General features: G+C 66.7%; 10 protein-coding genes. 4 read left to right on the forward strand and 6 right to left on the reverse strand.

Translation table 11 applies throughout. The features are described 5' to 3' along the window. Positions 1-72: 72 nt before the first annotated feature. The 3 genes from NA5_RS32630 to NA5_RS32640 all read right to left on the reverse strand — a co-directional run bounded on the left by NA5_RS32630 (position 73) and on the right by NA5_RS32640 (position 9,455). Positions 73-7,323, reverse strand: coding sequence for a non-ribosomal peptide synthetase (locus NA5_RS32630; protein ID WP_062992878.1), 7,251 nt, complete (start codon positions 7,321-7,323; stop codon positions 73-75). A gap of 247 nt (positions 7,324-7,570) precedes the next feature. Then, positions 7,571-8,554 (reverse strand): helix-turn-helix domain-containing protein, encoded by a 984-nt coding sequence (locus NA5_RS32635; protein ID WP_062992879.1) that lies wholly within the window; start codon positions 8,552-8,554, stop codon positions 7,571-7,573. 73 nt (positions 8,555-8,627) lie between these two features. Further along, entirely contained in the window at positions 8,628-9,455 is an 828-nt protein-coding gene (locus NA5_RS32640; protein WP_062992880.1) for a M23 family metallopeptidase, read from the reverse strand. Between the two features lie 214 nt (positions 9,456-9,669). On the opposite strand from NA5_RS32640, the gene NA5_RS32645 reads away from it, so the two are divergent. The 3 genes from NA5_RS32645 (at position 9,670) to NA5_RS32655 (ending at position 11,880) form a co-directional block, all read left to right on the forward strand. Then, entirely contained in the window at positions 9,670-10,749 is a 1,080-nt protein-coding gene (locus NA5_RS32645; RefSeq protein WP_174555300.1) for an NAD(P)H-dependent flavin oxidoreductase, read from the forward strand. A 60-nt stretch (positions 10,750-10,809) separates the two neighbouring features. After that, positions 10,810-11,202, forward strand: a complete 393-nt coding sequence (locus NA5_RS32650; protein ID WP_062992881.1) for an SCO5389 family protein — start codon at positions 10,810-10,812, stop codon at positions 11,200-11,202. Between the two features lie 129 nt (positions 11,203-11,331). Next, on the forward strand, positions 11,332-11,880 hold the full coding sequence (locus NA5_RS32655) for a hypothetical protein (RefSeq protein ID WP_062992882.1): 549 nt from the start codon (positions 11,332-11,334) through the stop codon (positions 11,878-11,880). Positions 11,881-11,896: 16 nt separating this feature from the next. On the opposite strand, the gene NA5_RS32660 is transcribed toward NA5_RS32655, so the two are convergent. Next, positions 11,897-13,534 carry a long-chain fatty acid--CoA ligase gene (locus NA5_RS32660; RefSeq protein ID WP_062992883.1) on the reverse strand — a complete coding sequence of 546 codons (1,638 nt, stop codon included), beginning with the start codon at positions 13,532-13,534 and terminating at the stop codon, positions 11,897-11,899. Positions 13,535-13,732: 198 nt separating this feature from the next. Further along, a complete protein-coding gene (locus tag NA5_RS32665; RefSeq protein ID WP_062992884.1) occupies positions 13,733-14,740 on the reverse strand; it encodes a cation diffusion facilitator family transporter in 1,008 nt (335 codons plus the stop codon). On the opposite strand from NA5_RS32665, the gene NA5_RS32670 reads away from it, so the two are divergent. Then, positions 14,630-15,403 (forward strand): hypothetical protein, encoded by a 774-nt coding sequence (locus tag NA5_RS32670; protein WP_169811399.1) that lies wholly within the window; start codon positions 14,630-14,632, stop codon positions 15,401-15,403. The genes NA5_RS32665 and NA5_RS32670 overlap by 111 nt on opposite strands. On the opposite strand, the gene NA5_RS32675 is transcribed toward NA5_RS32670, so the two are convergent. Then, positions 15,385-15,780, reverse strand: coding sequence for an ArsR/SmtB family transcription factor (locus tag NA5_RS32675; RefSeq protein WP_062992886.1), 396 nt, complete (start codon positions 15,778-15,780; stop codon positions 15,385-15,387). The genes NA5_RS32670 and NA5_RS32675 overlap by 19 nt on opposite strands. Positions 15,781-15,891: the final 111 nt, after the last annotated feature.

A 15,891-nucleotide genomic window follows, 5' to 3' on the forward strand; every position in this document is an offset into this window, starting at 1 on the left:
GAGCATTTCCGGGACTACTTCCTAGCGTTTGTCGTTACATCTCAACCACCCCCCCCATGCACCGTCATCTACTCAGCTCGACACCACCGGCAGCAGTTCATCCAAGGGCACGATTTCGGCCGATTCCGGCACCGCGACCTCGGCGGAGCCGACCTGCTCGAGCACCACCGCGCGCAGATCCGCCAGCTGGGCGGTATCGATGGCGGCCAATGCGGCCCGATCGACGATCAGATGCGTCACCCATTCCTCGGCGAGCGAGGCACTCAGGTCTTCAATGTTCGGCACCACGATCATTCCGGCCCCGGTCGCACCGGCGCTCACCAACTCCAGCAATCTCGCCGCCGAATCGGACCGGCCGTGCTCGAAGGTGCGCGATTCGAAGGTCAGGCCGGTGCGAACGCGCAGCCGATCGGCCGCGACGGCCAACTCGTCGTAGCTCATCCGCACCCCGGCCGCGGCGATGACGAGCGCCGGATCGGACCCGCTGAGCACCCCGGTCCGATTCGCGTGGTTGACCGGTCGCAGTGATTGCGCGGAGATTTCGGCGCTGGTCGCCGCATCGTCGAGGCGCAGCCATTCGACGCCGTCACCGATCGGATTCGCACCGGTGGTCAACCCGACCCGCACCGATGGCTCATCCGGTATCGAGGACTCGTCCGCGGGTAGCAATACCAGCGCAGCACCCGTCTTGAGCACCGCCCATGCGGCCACCGCCCAATCGACGCCGCGGTCCAGCCGGACCGCCACCCCCGTCCCCGGACCGCAACCACGCCCGATCAGCACCCTGGCCAGCTGAGACGACTTGGCATCGAGTTTCCGGTAGGGCATTTCCTCATCGCCCCACACCAGCGCGGGCGCGTCCGGATCGTCCTCCACCGCGGCGGTCAGCAGGTGGGTCAGCTCGGTGCCGTCGGTGGCCGTCGTGGCATCGGTCGCGGTGCGAACTGGCTCCTGCTCGTCGACAATATCGATGCCGCCGATGCGTACGCCCGGATCGGCGACGACCGCGGTCAGAATGCGTTCCAGCATGCGGCCGAGCCCACGCACCGTCGAATCCTCGAAAAGGTCTGTGGCGTAAGTGAATACCATGGCAAGCTCATCTGGCGTTCCATCCGCCCGCAGGCGTGGCTCGACGACCACCTGCAAATCGAACTTCGCGACGACATCGCCCGCATCCAATGCCGCGACGGTCAGGCCAGGCAGTTCCAGACTCGGCTGTTCGAGATTCTGGAAGACGAGCATCACCTGGAACAACGGCCGCCCCGGGGAGACCACTTCGACAACCCGCTCGAACGGCAGATCCGCATGGGCGAATGCCGCCAGATCAGTCGCCCGCGTCTGCTCGACCAATTCCTCGAATGTCATGCCGCGCTCGACCGATGTGCGCAGCGTCAGCGTATTGACGAACATGCCGACCAACTCGTCAAGCGCCCGCTGACCACGCCCGGCAATCGGCGTACCGATGGCGATATCCGAACCACCCGACAGTCGGGCGAGCAAGACGGCCAGCGCCGCGTGCACAACCATGAACACCGAGGACCGATGCTCGCGCGCGATCCGGATCAGCCCGTCGTGCACCTGCGCTGGCACGGTCCAGCCGACCGACGCGCCACGGCCCGACGCCACCACCGGACGTTGACGATCCAGCGGCAACACCGGCGCACTCGACAGACCGGCGAGCTGCCGCCGCCAGTACGCCAATTGTGCTGCGGCCACCGAGTTTTCCTCGTCGTCGGAGCCGATCACCTTGCGCTGCCAGAGTGCGAAATCCGCGTACTGCACCGGCAGCGGTGACCAGGCGGGAGCCGCACCGCCGACGCGGGCGAGATACGCGGTCACCAGATCCCGGGCCAGTGGCGCGAGCGAAGCACCGTCTGCCGAAATGTGGTGCACCACGACAACGAGCACATAGTCGTCCCCGTCGGCCAATAGTCGCGCCCGCACCGGAACCTCTTCGGTCACATCGAATCCGGCCGACACCAGCTCGACGACCCGCCCGAGCACATCGGTGCCGGTCTCGACCTCGAGCCCGTCGGGAAGTACCTCGGCGGCGGGCAGAATCTCCTGATACGCCTGCCCGCCGGTACCCGCCGTGGGGAACCGGGTGCGTAGCGCTTCGTGTCGCACCAACACGTCCTCGACGGCCTGGCGCAATGCCGCGACATCGAGCGCGCCGGTCAATCTGATCGCGAACGGCAGATTGTATGCCGGGGATTCTGGATCGATCCGGTTGAGCACCCACATCCGTTGCTGGGCAAGGGAAAGCGGCACCAGCTCGGGGCGCTCGGTTCGGGTGAGCGGTATGCGCGCGGCAGCGGAACGGCCCGCACCGGGGATGATTCCGGCGGCGAGTCCAGCGACGGTCGAGGTCTCGAACAGATCGCGCACGGCGACATTCGTATCCAGCGCTTCGTTGATACGCGCGACGACCCGAGTGGCCAGCAGTGAATTACCGCCGAGTTCGAAATAGTCGTCATCGAGGCCGACCCGCTCGATGCCGAGCACTTCGGCGAAGACGGCGGCGACGACCTCCTGCGTCGGGGTGATCGGGGCGCGGAACTCGCGTGCGCTGAAGGTCGGTGCTGGCAGTGCCTTGCGATCCAGCTTGCCGCTGGTGTTGAGCGGAAATGCGTCCAGCACCACGATGGCGGCCGGAATCATATATGCCGGAAGCACTTCAGCGACCGCGGTCCGCAATTGCTGCGGCTCCACCTGCTGTCCCGGTCGCGCCACCACGTACCCGACCAGCTGATCACCGGTCGCCGACCGTGCGACCGATGCCGCCGCCTGGCTGACCGCGGGCTGGGCGAGCAGCGCGGTCTCGATCTCGCCGAGTTCGATGCGCTGACCGCGGAACTTCACCTGAAAGTCGCTGCGGCCCAGGTACTCCAACCGACGCGGGGCTTCGCGCCACACAGCGAGATCACCGGTGCGGTACATTCGCGCCCCGGCGGTGAACGGGTCGGCGACGAAGCGATCCGCCGTCAGATCCGGCCGGGCGACGTACCCGCGCGCCAGCTGCGCCCCCGCCAGATACAGCTCACCGACCACACCGGCAGGCACCGGCCGCAATCGCGAATCCAGCACGTAGACCCGCGAATTCCACTGCGGCAGGCCGATCGGCACGGTGTTCTGCTCGATCGCGGACGCGCGCCATGCGGTAATCGAGACAGCCGCCTCGGTCGGCCCGTACAGGTTGTGCACCGCCGCATCCGATACCGCACGCAGCGCGGTCACCGTCTCCGGCGGTAATGCCTCGCCGATCACGAAGATGTCGCGCAGTGTCGGGCAGGACCCCGGAGTGAGATGCGCGGCGAACACCGTCAGCATGGACGGCACGAAGTCGGTAACGGTGACCCGTTGCGCGGCAATCGTTTCCGCGAGGTACGCCGGATCGCGGTGACCGTCGGGTGTGGCGACGACCAGCTTCGCGCCCGCACGCAGCGGCATGAAGTATCCCCACAGGGATACATCGAATGTGGTGGCGGTCTTCTGCAGATACACGTCATCGGGACCGAGCGGGTAGTGCGCGAGCATCCACTCGATCTGGTTATTGATGGCCGCGTGGGTGACCGCGACACCTTTCGGACGGCCGGTGGAACCAGAGGTGAAGATGACGTAGGCGGGATTGTCCCCGGAAAGCGGCCGCGGCAGTTCCGACGACAGCACCGGTGCGCCCGAGAACGCCGTCAGGTCAACGGTATCCAGGTAGATGAGCGGCGTATCCGATACCTCGATGACATCCGCCGTCGTGGTCAGCACACAGACGGGCGCGGCGGTATCAAGGATGTGCGCGATCCGCTCCCCCGGATGATCCGGATCCAGCGGCACATACGCACCACCGGCCGCGACGATCGCATACATGCCGACGACCAGGTCGATCGAACGCCGCACCGCCAGTCCCACCAGGGTTTCCGCACCGACGCCGCGCTGGATCAACAACCGCGCGAGCCGATTGACGCGCTCATCGAATTGCCGATACGTGAGCGTGGTGCCCTCGTAGACCACCGCGATCGCATCCGGATGTGCCGCAACGGCACGGCGATATCCGTCCAGCAGCAGTTCCGGGGCTACCGGGTGCGCGGTGTCGTTCCAATCCCGCAGTATCCGCTGCCGTTCCGCGGGCGTGAGCAATTCGAGCTCCCCGACCACCCGGTGCGGATCCGCGGCCACCGCGGCGAGCACCCGAGTCAGGCGCTGCGCGTAACCGGCCACCGTAGCCTCGTCGAAAAGGTCGGTGGCATAGGTGAACGATGCCGCGAGACCGTTGGCCGCACCATCGTGCTCGCGGGGCACGACGGTCAGCTCCAGATCGAACTTCGCCTGCACGACACCCAGATCGATACCGGAAACGGTGAGGCCGGGCAGCTCGAGTTCGGGGCGGTCCATGTTCTGGAAGGTCAGCATCACCTGGAACAGCGGGTGCCGCGCCATCGAACGCGCCGGATCGAGCAGCTCGACCAGTCGCTCGAACGGCACATCCGCATGTCCGAAGGCGGCCACATCGGCTCGCCGGAAGTTGCGCAGCAAGTCGTCGAACGATAGTTCGGGATCGACCTCGCCGCGCAGCACCAGCGTATTGACGAACATTCCGATCACATTGTCGAGTGCGGCATCCCCACGACCGGCAACAGGGGTGCCGACCGCGATATCTGTGGTTCCGGCCAGCCGGGACAGCAGCACCGCGAGCGCGGCGTGCACCACCATGAACAGCGTCGAATGATGTTCGCGAGCAATCCGCTCCAGTGCCGTATGCACCCCGGCATCGATCTCGAAGGCGAAGACGGCGCCGCGACTGGACAGCACCGCCGGACGCGGCCGATCGGTGGGCAGCGCCAATTGCTCGGGCAGTCCGGCCAATTCGGTGCGCCAGAAGGCGATCTGCTGAGCAAGCAGCGATTGCGCGTCGTCCTCCGCGCCGAGCATCGCCCGCTGCCAGATCGCGTAATCGGCGTACTGCACGTCGAGCGGCTGCCACTGCGGCAGCGCACCGCCCACCCGCATCGCATAGGCGGCCATCAGATCCCGCGCCAGTGGCCCCATGGAGAAGCCGTCGGCCGCGATGTGGTGCACCACGCACACCAGCACCTGCTCGGTCGCGCCGAGCCGTACCAAGCGCAGCCGGATCGGCGGCGCGACGGCGACATCGAAACCGGCGACGGCAGCGGCGATGACCAGGTCGGGCAACTCCTCCGCGCTCGCCGACACGATCTCGAGCTCCGGCACCGCACGAGCGTCATCGATCGGCAAGACGACCTGGATGCCCTCGCCATCGATCTCCGGATACACCGTCCGCAGCACCTCGTGCCGCGCCACCAGATCGCGGGCCGCCGCGCGCAATGCCTCGATGTCGAGCACCCCGGACAACCGCACCGCCAGCGGGATGTTGTTGACACCGCTGGTCGGATCGAAACGGTTGAGGAACCACATGCGCTGCTGCGCGTACGAGAGCGGAATCCGATCCGGGCGCGGTTGCGCGTGCAAAGCGTGTCCGGCCGCCGCAAGCACTGTCACCCGTTGCGCGAGTTCGGCAACTGCCGGTGCTTCGAATACCAACTGCACCGGCACCCGGGTGCCCAGCGCGGTACCGATGCGCGCGGCGGCCTGCGCGGCCAGCAGTGAGTTGCCGCCGAGTTCGAAGAAATCGTCGTCGACGCCGACTTCCACACCGTCGGCACGCAGTAGCGCCGCGTACACCTCGGCGACGATCCGCTCTTCCCGCGTTGTCGGCGCACGAAACTCCCGCGCCTCGAAGACCGGATCGGGCAGCGCGGCACGATCCAACTTGCCGACCGGCGTCAACGGCAGCTCGTCGAGCACCACAATGGCCGTTGGCACCATGTACCTGGGCAGTGATCGCTCCAGCGTGGCCACGAGTTCGGCGGTATCCACGACGGCATCGGCGCGTGGCAGCACATAGGAGACGAGCGCGGTGGTGCCCGAAGGCAATGTCTTGCCGAGCGTGGCCGCGAAATCCACATCCGGATGCGCGGTGAGCGCGTTATCGATCTCGCCGAGTTCGATGCGCAGTCCGCGGATCTTCACCTGGAAATCGGACCGGCCCAGATACTCGAGTACGCCGGTTTCGTTGCGCCGCACCAGATCTCCGGTCCGGTACAACCGCGCTCCCGGCGCACCGGCTTCCGCACCGAACGGACTGGCGACAAACCTTTCCGCGGTCAGCCCGCGGCGTCCGAGATAGCCCAGTGCCAGCGTGGGTCCGCCCAGATACAACTCGCCGACGACCCCCGATGGCACCGGCCGCAAACGCGAATCGAGCACAAAGGCCCCGACCCCGGCGACGGTGCCGCCGAGCGTGACCGGTGCGCCGGGTTCCATCTGACCGGTCGCGACCATGACCGTCACCTCGGTCGGGCCATAGGCATTGAAAACGGCCCGCCCGTCCCGCGCCCAGCGCTCGACGAGTTCGGCACCGAGCTTGTCGCCACCGGCCACCACGACCCGCAGTTCGTCCAGCCCGGCCGGATCGACCGATTCCAGCGCACCCGGAGTGATCAGCAGATGGGTAACCCGTTCCCGGCGCAGCAGATCCGCGAGCTCGGCACCGCCGAATACCGTCGGCGGCGCGATCACCAGCGTCGCACCCGCCGAGAACGTGAAAAGCAGCTCCATCAGCGAGAAGTCGAAGCTCGGCGAACTCAGATGCGTCACCCGCGAAGCATCGGTCAGCGCATACCGCTGACCGATCGCGGCCAACCCGGCCAGCCCGGCATGCGTCACCACCACGCCCTTCGGCCGCCCGGTGGAGCCGGAGGTGTAGATGACATAGGCCGGATGCCGCTCGTCCAGCCGTCGCACCCGATCGGCATAGGAGACCGGCCGCTCCGGCCGCGCGGCGATCTGTTGGGCAACCACCGGATCATCGAGCTCGACCCAATCGACCGATGTGCCCAACACCGCGCGATGCGTCGCGGTGGTCAGGCCGAGCACAGCGCCGGAGTCCGCGACCATATGCGCGATCCGCTCCGCGGGATAGGCCGGATCCACCGGGACATAGGCCGCGCCCGTCTTCGCGATCGCCCACACCGCGAGGACGGACTCGACCGAGCGGGCCAGCGCGGTAGCGACAATGTCTCCGGGTCCGATGCCCCGCGCGATCAATTCCCAGGCCAGCCGCGAGGAGGCCGCGTCGAATTCGCGATAAGTCAACTCGCGCTGGTCAGCCGGATCACCGGTCGGATTGAAGCGAACCGCCACCGCGTCGGCAGCGGATTCGACGGCGGCGGTGAGCAGTTGGCCGAACAGTGGGGCGCTGGCACGGCGCCGACGGTTGGTCCGAACAGATCGACTCGCTCTATCCATTCTCAACCACTCGCCTTTCACATCGAACATATAGCAGGGGCGAACCGCCACGCACGGAATTCCGCCGCCGCATTCGCTCCTGCGCAATGCAATCGGGTAATCGTCTCCAGGAGAGCTAACTATCCGCGAACACGGAGTGCACGGTGCTAGCTCCGAATCCGTTGTGACACAAGCCCTCAAACTTCCCGGGACACTGATCGTTCAGCATTCGTCCCATGTTGTCCACTCGAGCGTGCACTTGCCCGAGCTACAGCCATCCGCGCCTGGTCGCCTGCACACCCGCCTGGAACCGAGTGCTCGCGCCGAGCCGCTCCAGCAGCCGCGCGGTGCGCCGGACCACCGTTCGACGGGACATGCCGAGTCGGCGAGCGATGGTGTCATCGGTCGCACCCAGGCCCATCAGGGTCAGAATCGCCTTATCCCGCTCGTCGAGTTCGTCGGCGGCCGGATTCACCGAAATCGGCGCCGCCAGCGACCACAACACATCGAAAGTCTTCACCAGCAACCGCAATCCGGGCGATCCGGTAATGCGCAAACCCATCGGATCCGGGCGGCGCTCGTCCGCGTGCAGCACCAGGCTCGCGCGCTCGTCGTCGCTGATGATCAGCTTGAACGGCGGCTCGGGCAAGGTGCGCGCCTGTGCCCCACTGGCATTGGTGGACAGCGCGTGCCGCAACCTTTCAGCATCCTGGTAAATAGTGTCCTGATACAGCGTTTGGTAGCGGATGCCGTCACCGATCCGAGAGCGCTTGAGCAGGAACAGCTGTCGCTCGCGTTCCGGATCGCTGAGGTAGGGGCCGCGTTCGATCACCTTGACCGTGCTGCGGGCCGAGGTCTGCACCTCCTCGAAATCCGCGAGCATCTCCAGGCGTTCGAAAACCGGCACGATCGCGCCATTTGCGCGCGGTGAGCGGCGCACCGATCGGAATGTCTCGCTCAGTCGCGCGGCCGCGGCGTGCATCTGGTTGATCTCGTGCTGCCTGCGCCGCGCCTCGGCCTCGGATAGCGATTCGGGGGCGTGCGCGTCCCAGATGGCCTCGCCGTCGACGGACAGCTGACTGACCGCGGCCTGCAGTTCGGTCAATACCTGGAGCGATGCGGCTGCGGTCTCCTTCGAGACGCCGAGATATTCGGCGACCTCGCCCAGGCTCGATCGCGGATGATGCACCAGCACGGCGTAGGTGCGCCCATGCGGTGATCCAGGCTCGAAGATATCGCCCAGCGCAGTCACGAAACGAGCCTAACGACCGTACGGTCCCCACGGGGGCCTTGTGATCGTCGGAATATCAAGCCGGGCAAGAAAATCAGTGCGCCGACGGGCCCCACTGCAGCGGCACACCCTTCGCCGCGAGATACGGCATCGGGTCGACCTTGTTGCCGCCCTGATCCCAGATCTCCAGGTGCAGATGCGGTCCGGTCGAATTGCCGCGGTTGCCGACGGTGGCGATGACATCGCCCGCGTTCACATGCTGCCCGGCGTGCACGAACATCTCGTTGACGTGGCCGTAGACCGCGATGGTGCCGTCGTCCTGCTGGACCCGCACCCACAGGCCGAAGCCGGAGGCCGGGCCCGCCTCGATGACGGTGCCGCTGCTCACCGAGTGGATCGGCGCGCCGAGCTGATCGGCGAAGTCGAGGCCGTAGTGGAATTCACCCCAGCGAGAACCGAATCCGGAGCTGATCTCACCGGCGACCGGACGCACCGCCGGGGCAGGGGCGAACTGCTGCTGCGCGCCCTTGAGGATCTGTTCGACCTGGGCCAGCGGGGCCGCGATCTCCGGCGGCAGATTGCTGATGCCGAACGGATTGGCGACCGCGTCCGCGATCGGCGCGGCCACCGGAGTGGCCGCATCCGCCTGCGCGGCTTCGGCGACCGGGGCCGCGGCCTTGATCTCTTCGACAGGTAACTCCGCCGTGCCCCGGAACGTGATGGGCGCGGCTGCTTCCTCGTCCCCGTCGTGCGCACCCGGCAGGAGCGGGGCGGCAATGGCGGGCGCGACCTGGGCCGCGGTGCCGATGAGTGCACCGGTGGCGACGGCGACACCGGCCGCGATCTTCACCCGTTCGGTGGTCGACGGCTCGGCGCGATGCCGCGTCGGCCGACCCGTAACGCCGTCGCCGATGAGGCTCATGACGGTTATGGAACTGGGGCCTACCCGATGCTGCGACAAAGCTGGTCCTTGCGCTCGACCTACAGTGGCTGAACGGCCTCCGACGTTTGTAACGTTTCGGCATCCGTTGTGACGGGAACTCTACCGCGTCGTGACCATTCCGCAACCTTCTCGGCAAAAATCGCTGTTTAGGGCCTGGTCAGACGCGTGGGCCGGTATCACGGAGCCGTGACCGATGCGCCACACTGGACCGGTGATCCTCAATGAGTTGAGTGTTCCGATCGTGCTCGCGCCGATGGCGGGCGGGCCGTCCACGCCCGAATTGACGGCGGCGGTCTCCGCGGCGGGCGGGCTCGGCCTGCTGGCCGCCGGATATCTGACCGCGACCGATACCGCGGCGCGACTCGCGGCCACCCGCGAACTGACCACCGCGCCATTCGGCGTGAACCTCTTCACCCCGGGTCCCGCTACCGCACCCGAGGATTTCGCCGACTACCTCGCCCAGCTGGGAAACACCCACAAGGTCGGCACGCCGAAGTACGACACCGATGATTGGGACGCCAAGCTGGAGCTGCTCGTCAAGGCGCCGGTGCCGGTGGTCACCTTCACCTTCGGCTGCCCGAGCGCCGCCGAGATCGCGCGGTTGCACGAGGTCGGTTCCGAAGTGTGGGTGACGGTCACCTCGGCCGCCGAGGCTCGCATCGTGATCGAGGCCGGTGCCGATGTGCTGATCGCGCAGGGCGCGGAGGCCGGTGGACACCGGGCCACCTTCATCGATCGCGTCGCCGATGACGCCACCGATCCGCTCACCCTGCTCGCGCTGCTACAGATTCTGCGCGCGACCGTCGACCGGCCGATCGTGGCCACCGGCGGCATCACCACCGGCGCGGGGATCGCGGCGGCACTCGCGGCCGGTGCGACGGCCGTACAACTCGGCACCGTCTTCCTGCGCTCACCGGAGGCGGGCACCAATCCGGTGCATCGCGCCGCGCTGCAGCACGCCGCACAGGGCGCCGACACACCGACCATGCTGACCCGCGCCTTCACCGGCCGCCGGGCGCGCGGCCTGCGCAATCGGTTCATGGACGAACATTCCGCGACGGCACCGGCCGCCTATCCGGAAATCCATTACGCCACAGCGCCGTTGCGGGCCGCCGCACGAGCGGCGGGCAATCCGGACGATGTGAACATGTGGGCTGGCCAGACCCACACGCTGGCACCGGAGCTACCGGCCGGTGAACTGGTCCGCACCTTGGCCGCAGATGCGAAAAGGGCGCTGGCCACAGCACTTTCGGGACGAATCCAGTCTTGTTGACAACAGTTTCCGTTTAGAATTGAGAGGCATCGCAACAGCCATCCAGGTCAGGAGAGCGCTATGTCCCTCGATGTTCCCACCGCCCTACTCGAACGCGCCGAACGCGGCGAGGTCGACGACGCCGACTTCGTCGAGGTAGTGCGGGTTTCCCTCCCGTACGCCTGGGAGGTCGTCAGCCGGGTGGCCGGTGAGCTGCATTCCGGCACAGCCGAATTCGCCGACAATGTCGTTCCGCCGCCCGATGAGGTGGCCCGTGGACAACTGCTGCGCGCCATGGCCTCCGATGCCATCCGCGGCGGCCTGGAACGCCACTTCAAGGTGAAGCTCGCCTTCCAGAACTGCCACCGCGTCGCGGCCTTCCCGATCGCGGCCGTCGGCGGCGAAACCTACACCACCTTCATCGGGACTCGCGCCCAACTGCTGAACCAGAGCCCCGAACTGCGCAACTGCTGATCGGTGCACAGGTCGGCGCGGCCCAGATTTCGGTCGCGCCGACCTGTGCCTGCAGCGCGGGAGATCGACTTCTCGATCATCCAAGCGGAAAAGCGTCGCGGCTGACTATCGCGCGTAGTGTGAGCGGGCATGAGCGGCAACGATCTTCGCGACGAGATCGATCGGCGGCTGAAACCCTGGCTGCCGCAACTCGGCTCGGATCGCGGTGCGTATACCAACCATGTGCTGCGCGTGCTGGAGCTATGCGATCTGCTCGACAGTGGCTCGGGCACCTTGCCGAGCACCCGCGAGGAGTTCCGCACCGCCGCGGCCTTCCATGATCTAGGGATCTGGACCGCGGGCACCCTCGACTATCTCGCGCCATCCGCCGACCTGGCACTGCAATGGCTCGACCAGATCGACCGCGCCGACCTAGCGGACCTGGTCGTCGCAATGATCGACGAGCACCACAGAATTCGGCCAGCGGGCACACCAACCGACCCGATCGAGATCTTCCGTCGGGCCGATGCGATCGACGTCGAATACGGCCTGCTCGGTCGCTTCGGGATACCTCGCTCCACCTACCGCGAACTGGCGAAGCGCTACCCCGACAAGGGCTTCCACCGCCGGTTGGTCCAGCTGGCCGCGAGACGAATCCGGACGCACCCCACGTCACCACTGCCGATGCTGAAGTGGTGACGCGGGGCTTGTCGCTCTAGGAGAGCGTGGTGACAGTGAGGTCGCCGTCGGCGTACTGGGCGCGCAGGCGCTTCTTGTCGAATTTGCCCACGCTGGTCTTGGGGACCTCCGCGATGAAGGTCCACCGTTCCGGCAGTTGCCATTTGGCGAACTTGTCGGCGAGGAAGTCGCGCAATTCCTCCGGTTTGGTCTCGGCACCCTCGGCGAGCACGATCGCGACGAGCGGGCGCTCATCCCACTTCTCATCCGGCACACCGATAACCGCGGCCTCCGCGACGGCCGGATGGCCCATGACCGCGTTCTCCAGATCGACCGAGGAGATCCATTCCCCACCGGACTTGATGACATCCTTGGAGCGGTCGACCAGCGTGAGATAGCCGTCCGGGCTGATCTTGCCGACATCACCGGTGCGCAGCCAGCCATCGTCGAACTTATCGGGATCGATGACCGCGCCGTCCGGCGAGTAGTACGAGCCGGTGATCCACGGCCCCCGAACTTCCAATTCGCCCAGCGATTCTCCGTCATTGGGGACCACGCTGCCGTCATCGCCGACGAGGCGGGCCTGCACACTCGCCGGAAAACGGCCCTGGGTGAAGCGGTACTCCCATTCGTCCTCGCCCTCCACCCCGGCGGGCGGATGCGCGACGCTGCCGAGCGGGGAGGTCTCGGTCATACCCCAGGCGTGCAGGATGCGCACCCCGTGCTTTTCCTGGAACGCACGCATCATCGACGGCGGCACCGCCGAACCGCCGACGACCACCGAACGCAGATGCGAGATGTCCTGCGGCTTGGCGGCCAGTCCGGCGAGCACACCGCCCCAGATGGTCGGGACGGCAGCGGCGAAGGTCGGCTTCTCGGCCGCCATCATCTCCAGCAGCGGACCGGGCTGCAGAAAACGGTCGGGCATCAGAACATTCGCGCCCGACATCAGCGCCGCGTACGGCAGGCCCCAGGCATTGGCATGAAACAGCGGGACGATGGCCAGCACATAATCGCGGTTGGAAAAGCCCATACTGGTCGGCTGGCACACCTGCATGGCATGCAACCAGTTGGAGCGGTGCGAATACACCACACCCTTGGGGTCACCGGTGGTGCCGGAGGTGTAACACATTGCGGCGGCGGATCGTTCGTCGATCACCGGGTAGTCGAAGGTATCCGGCTGCGCGGCCAGCAATTCGGTGTAGGAATGCACCTGGACACCCTCGGGCGCCTGCAGTGCGGCGGCATCGCCATTGGCCACGATGACGTGGCGCACGGTCTTCAGATTGGGCAGGTACTGGGCGAACATCGGCACCAGCGTGCCGTCGACGATCACCACCTGATCCTCGGCGTGATTGGCCACGAAGACGAGTTGTTCCGGGAACAGCCGGATATTGAGCGCGTGCAGCACCGCGCCCATCGCGGGTACCGCGATATAGGCGACCATATGCTCGTTGTTGTTCCACATGAAGGTGCCGACCCGATCGCCATCACCAATACCCAAGCCGCGCAACGCATTTGCCAGGCGCGCCGATTCGGCGCCGAGCTCACGGTAGGTCATGGTGCGTACGCCGGTGCCGGTCCAGGTCGATACGGTGGAATCGCCCATGAACGTCGATGCGTAGCGCAGCAACGTCGCCAGCGACAACGGCTCGTCCTGCATGGTGCTCAACATCGGTACTCCTTTTCTTCGGTGGCTACGGCGGCCTGCCGACCATGAGCCACATCACACCGGGATGCTACCCAAGAGTAGGGCGCGCAACTGCGCTGACGGCGAATACCATTAGCAGGCAGCCGCCCTCAGTTCCCTGATCTCGTGAGCGAGTCGAACGTTGACCCCTAAGCGCCCCATCCGACTGCGCTCGACGGCCGGTCAGACGGCGGAGTGGGCGGGGTAGGCGTGGACGAGGGCGCTGTCGAGTTTGGGCACCGCGTGGGTGAGGGTGTGCTCGGCGCCGTGGGCCAGGCTGTGGGCGTCGGCCAGGGTAATCGTCGGGGCGACATCCAGTTCGACATCCGCGTGCAGACGGTGACCGATCCAGCGCATTCGCAGGCTGCGCACGCCGAGCACCCCCGGTTCGGCGACCAACGCCTGCTCGGCGGTGCTCACCAGGGCAGGCTCGACGCCATCCATCAAGCGGCGGAACACATCTCGCGCGGCCGTGCGCAGTACCGCCAGGATCGCGATGGTAATCAGCAGTCCGACGATGGGATCGGCAAGCGGAAAACCGAGCGCGACACCGCCCGCACCGATCAGCACCGCCAATGAGGTGAATCCGTCTGTCCGCGCGTGCAACCCGTCGGCCACCAGTGCCGCCGAGCCGATCCGCCGCCCGACCCTGATCCGATACAGCGCGACGGTCTCGTTGCCGACGAACCCGATGAGCCCCGCGGCCGCAACCCAACTCAAATGCTGGATCGGCACCGGATCGATCAACCTGCGCACCGCCTCGTACCCGGCGACGATCGCGGACAGCGTGATCATCCCGAGCACGAACAACCCGGCAAGATCCTCGGCCCGCCCGAACCCATAGGTATAGCGCCGCGTCGCCGCCCGCCGACCGAGCGCTAATGCGATCCACAGCGGAACAGCGGTCAGCGCATCGGAAAAGTTGTGAATGGTATCCGCCGCCAACGCAACCGAACCCGAAACCACCACGACCAAAACCTGAAGCCCCGCCGTCAGCCCCAACACCACGAGACTGATCTTGACCGCCCGGATCCCAACAGCACTGGACTCCAACGCATCATCGACACTATCGGCGGCATCATGACTGTGCGGCACAAAAATCTCACGCAGCACCCCACGCAATCCACCCGGATGATCGTGGTGATGGTGCGCACCGCGGGAGTGCCCGTGGCCATGTCCCGCACCGTGCACGTGTCCGCGGTCATGGCCCGCACCGTGGTCATGATCATTGCCCGCACCCTGCGCGTGCCCGCGGTCATCGCCCCCACCGTGCCCGTGACTATGGTCCGCACCGTGGTCAGGGTCCGCGCGCCGCGCGAGCCAATGGTCATCGCCCACCTCGTGCGCGTGATCATGGCCCGCACCCTGCACGTATCTGTGGTCATGACCCGCACCTCGCACGCGCCCGGGATCATCGCCCGCACCGTGGTCGTGGTCATCGCCCGCGGGCCGCGCGAGTCCATGGTCGTCGCCCGTGCCATGCGCGTGATCATTGCGCGCACTCTGCGCGTGCCCGTGGTGATGGCCCACGCCGCCCGCACCTCGCGCGAGTCCACGATCATCGCTCCCACCCCGCGCGAGTCCGTGATCATCGCCCGCACCTCGCACGTGCCCATGATCATCGCCCCCACCGTGGTCGTGGTCATGGTCCGCGCGCCGCGCGAGTCCATGGTCATCGCCCGTGCGGTACGCGTGATCATTGCCCGCACTGTGCGCGTGCCCACGGTCATCGCCCACGCCGTGCGCGTGACCGTTGGCGTCACCCGATCCGGGGGTATGGCCGTGGTGCCGGTCATGCGAAATGCTCTGCCAGCGTTCGGGGTTGCGTTCGTGACTCATTCCGCCACCGCCTGATCGCGGGCAGGCAGTTGGCGTAGGGAACCCTCGCCGCGGTGATGTGCGGGTACGCCGGGGCCCGCGTGTTCTGCGTTGTACACCGCATCCACGACCAGCTGGCGGACGTGTTCGTTCTCCAGGCTGTAGAAGATGGAGGTTCCGGAACGGCGGGTCCGGACCAGCCGAGCCATGCGCAGTTTGGCCAGGTGTTGCGATACGGACGGGCCGGGTTTGCCGATGTGATCGGCCAAATCGTTGACCGAGAGCTCCCGGTCGACCAGCGCCCACAGGATCTGCACGCGGGTCGAGTCGGCCAGCATGCGGAAGACCTCGACGACCAGGCCGACCTGATCCTCCGCGATCGGCGGCTGCAGCGGCTCACTATCTGCATTCATACGCAGATAATAGAACTATGCTGCCTTCGATGGAATCGGCCCTTTCGGAACCGGCCCGACGGCGACACCACTGCACGGTCGCCGACAGACCGGTCCGCCCCAGCTCATTGG

It is taken from the genome of Nocardia anaemiae NBRC 100462 (genome assembly GCF_001612725.1).
In the GTDB taxonomy this organism is placed as follows: domain Bacteria; phylum Actinomycetota; class Actinomycetes; order Mycobacteriales; family Mycobacteriaceae; genus Nocardia; species Nocardia anaemiae.

Bases quoted from the DNA above. Each gene is read 5' to 3' on its own strand.
- NA5_RS32630 (WP_062992878.1), bottom strand. From the start codon at position 7,323: ATGGATAGAGCGAGTCGATCTGTTCGGACCAACCGTCGGCGCCGTGCC.
- NA5_RS32640 (WP_062992880.1), bottom strand. From the start codon at position 9,455: ATGAGCCTCATCGGCGACGGCGTTACGGGTCGGCCGACGCGGCATCGC.
- NA5_RS32645 (WP_174555300.1), top strand. From the start codon at position 9,670: ATGCGCCACACTGGACCGGTGATCCTCAATGAGTTGAGTGTTCCGATC.
- NA5_RS32650 (WP_062992881.1), top strand. From the start codon at position 10,810: ATGTCCCTCGATGTTCCCACCGCCCTACTCGAACGCGCCGAACGCGGC.
- NA5_RS32655 (WP_062992882.1), top strand. From the start codon at position 11,332: ATGAGCGGCAACGATCTTCGCGACGAGATCGATCGGCGGCTGAAACCC.
- NA5_RS32660 (WP_062992883.1), bottom strand. From the start codon at position 13,534: ATGTTGAGCACCATGCAGGACGAGCCGTTGTCGCTGGCGACGTTGCTG.
- NA5_RS32670 (WP_169811399.1), top strand. From the start codon at position 14,630: ATGACTGTGCGGCACAAAAATCTCACGCAGCACCCCACGCAATCCACC.
- NA5_RS32675 (WP_062992886.1), bottom strand. From the start codon at position 15,780: ATGAATGCAGATAGTGAGCCGCTGCAGCCGCCGATCGCGGAGGATCAG.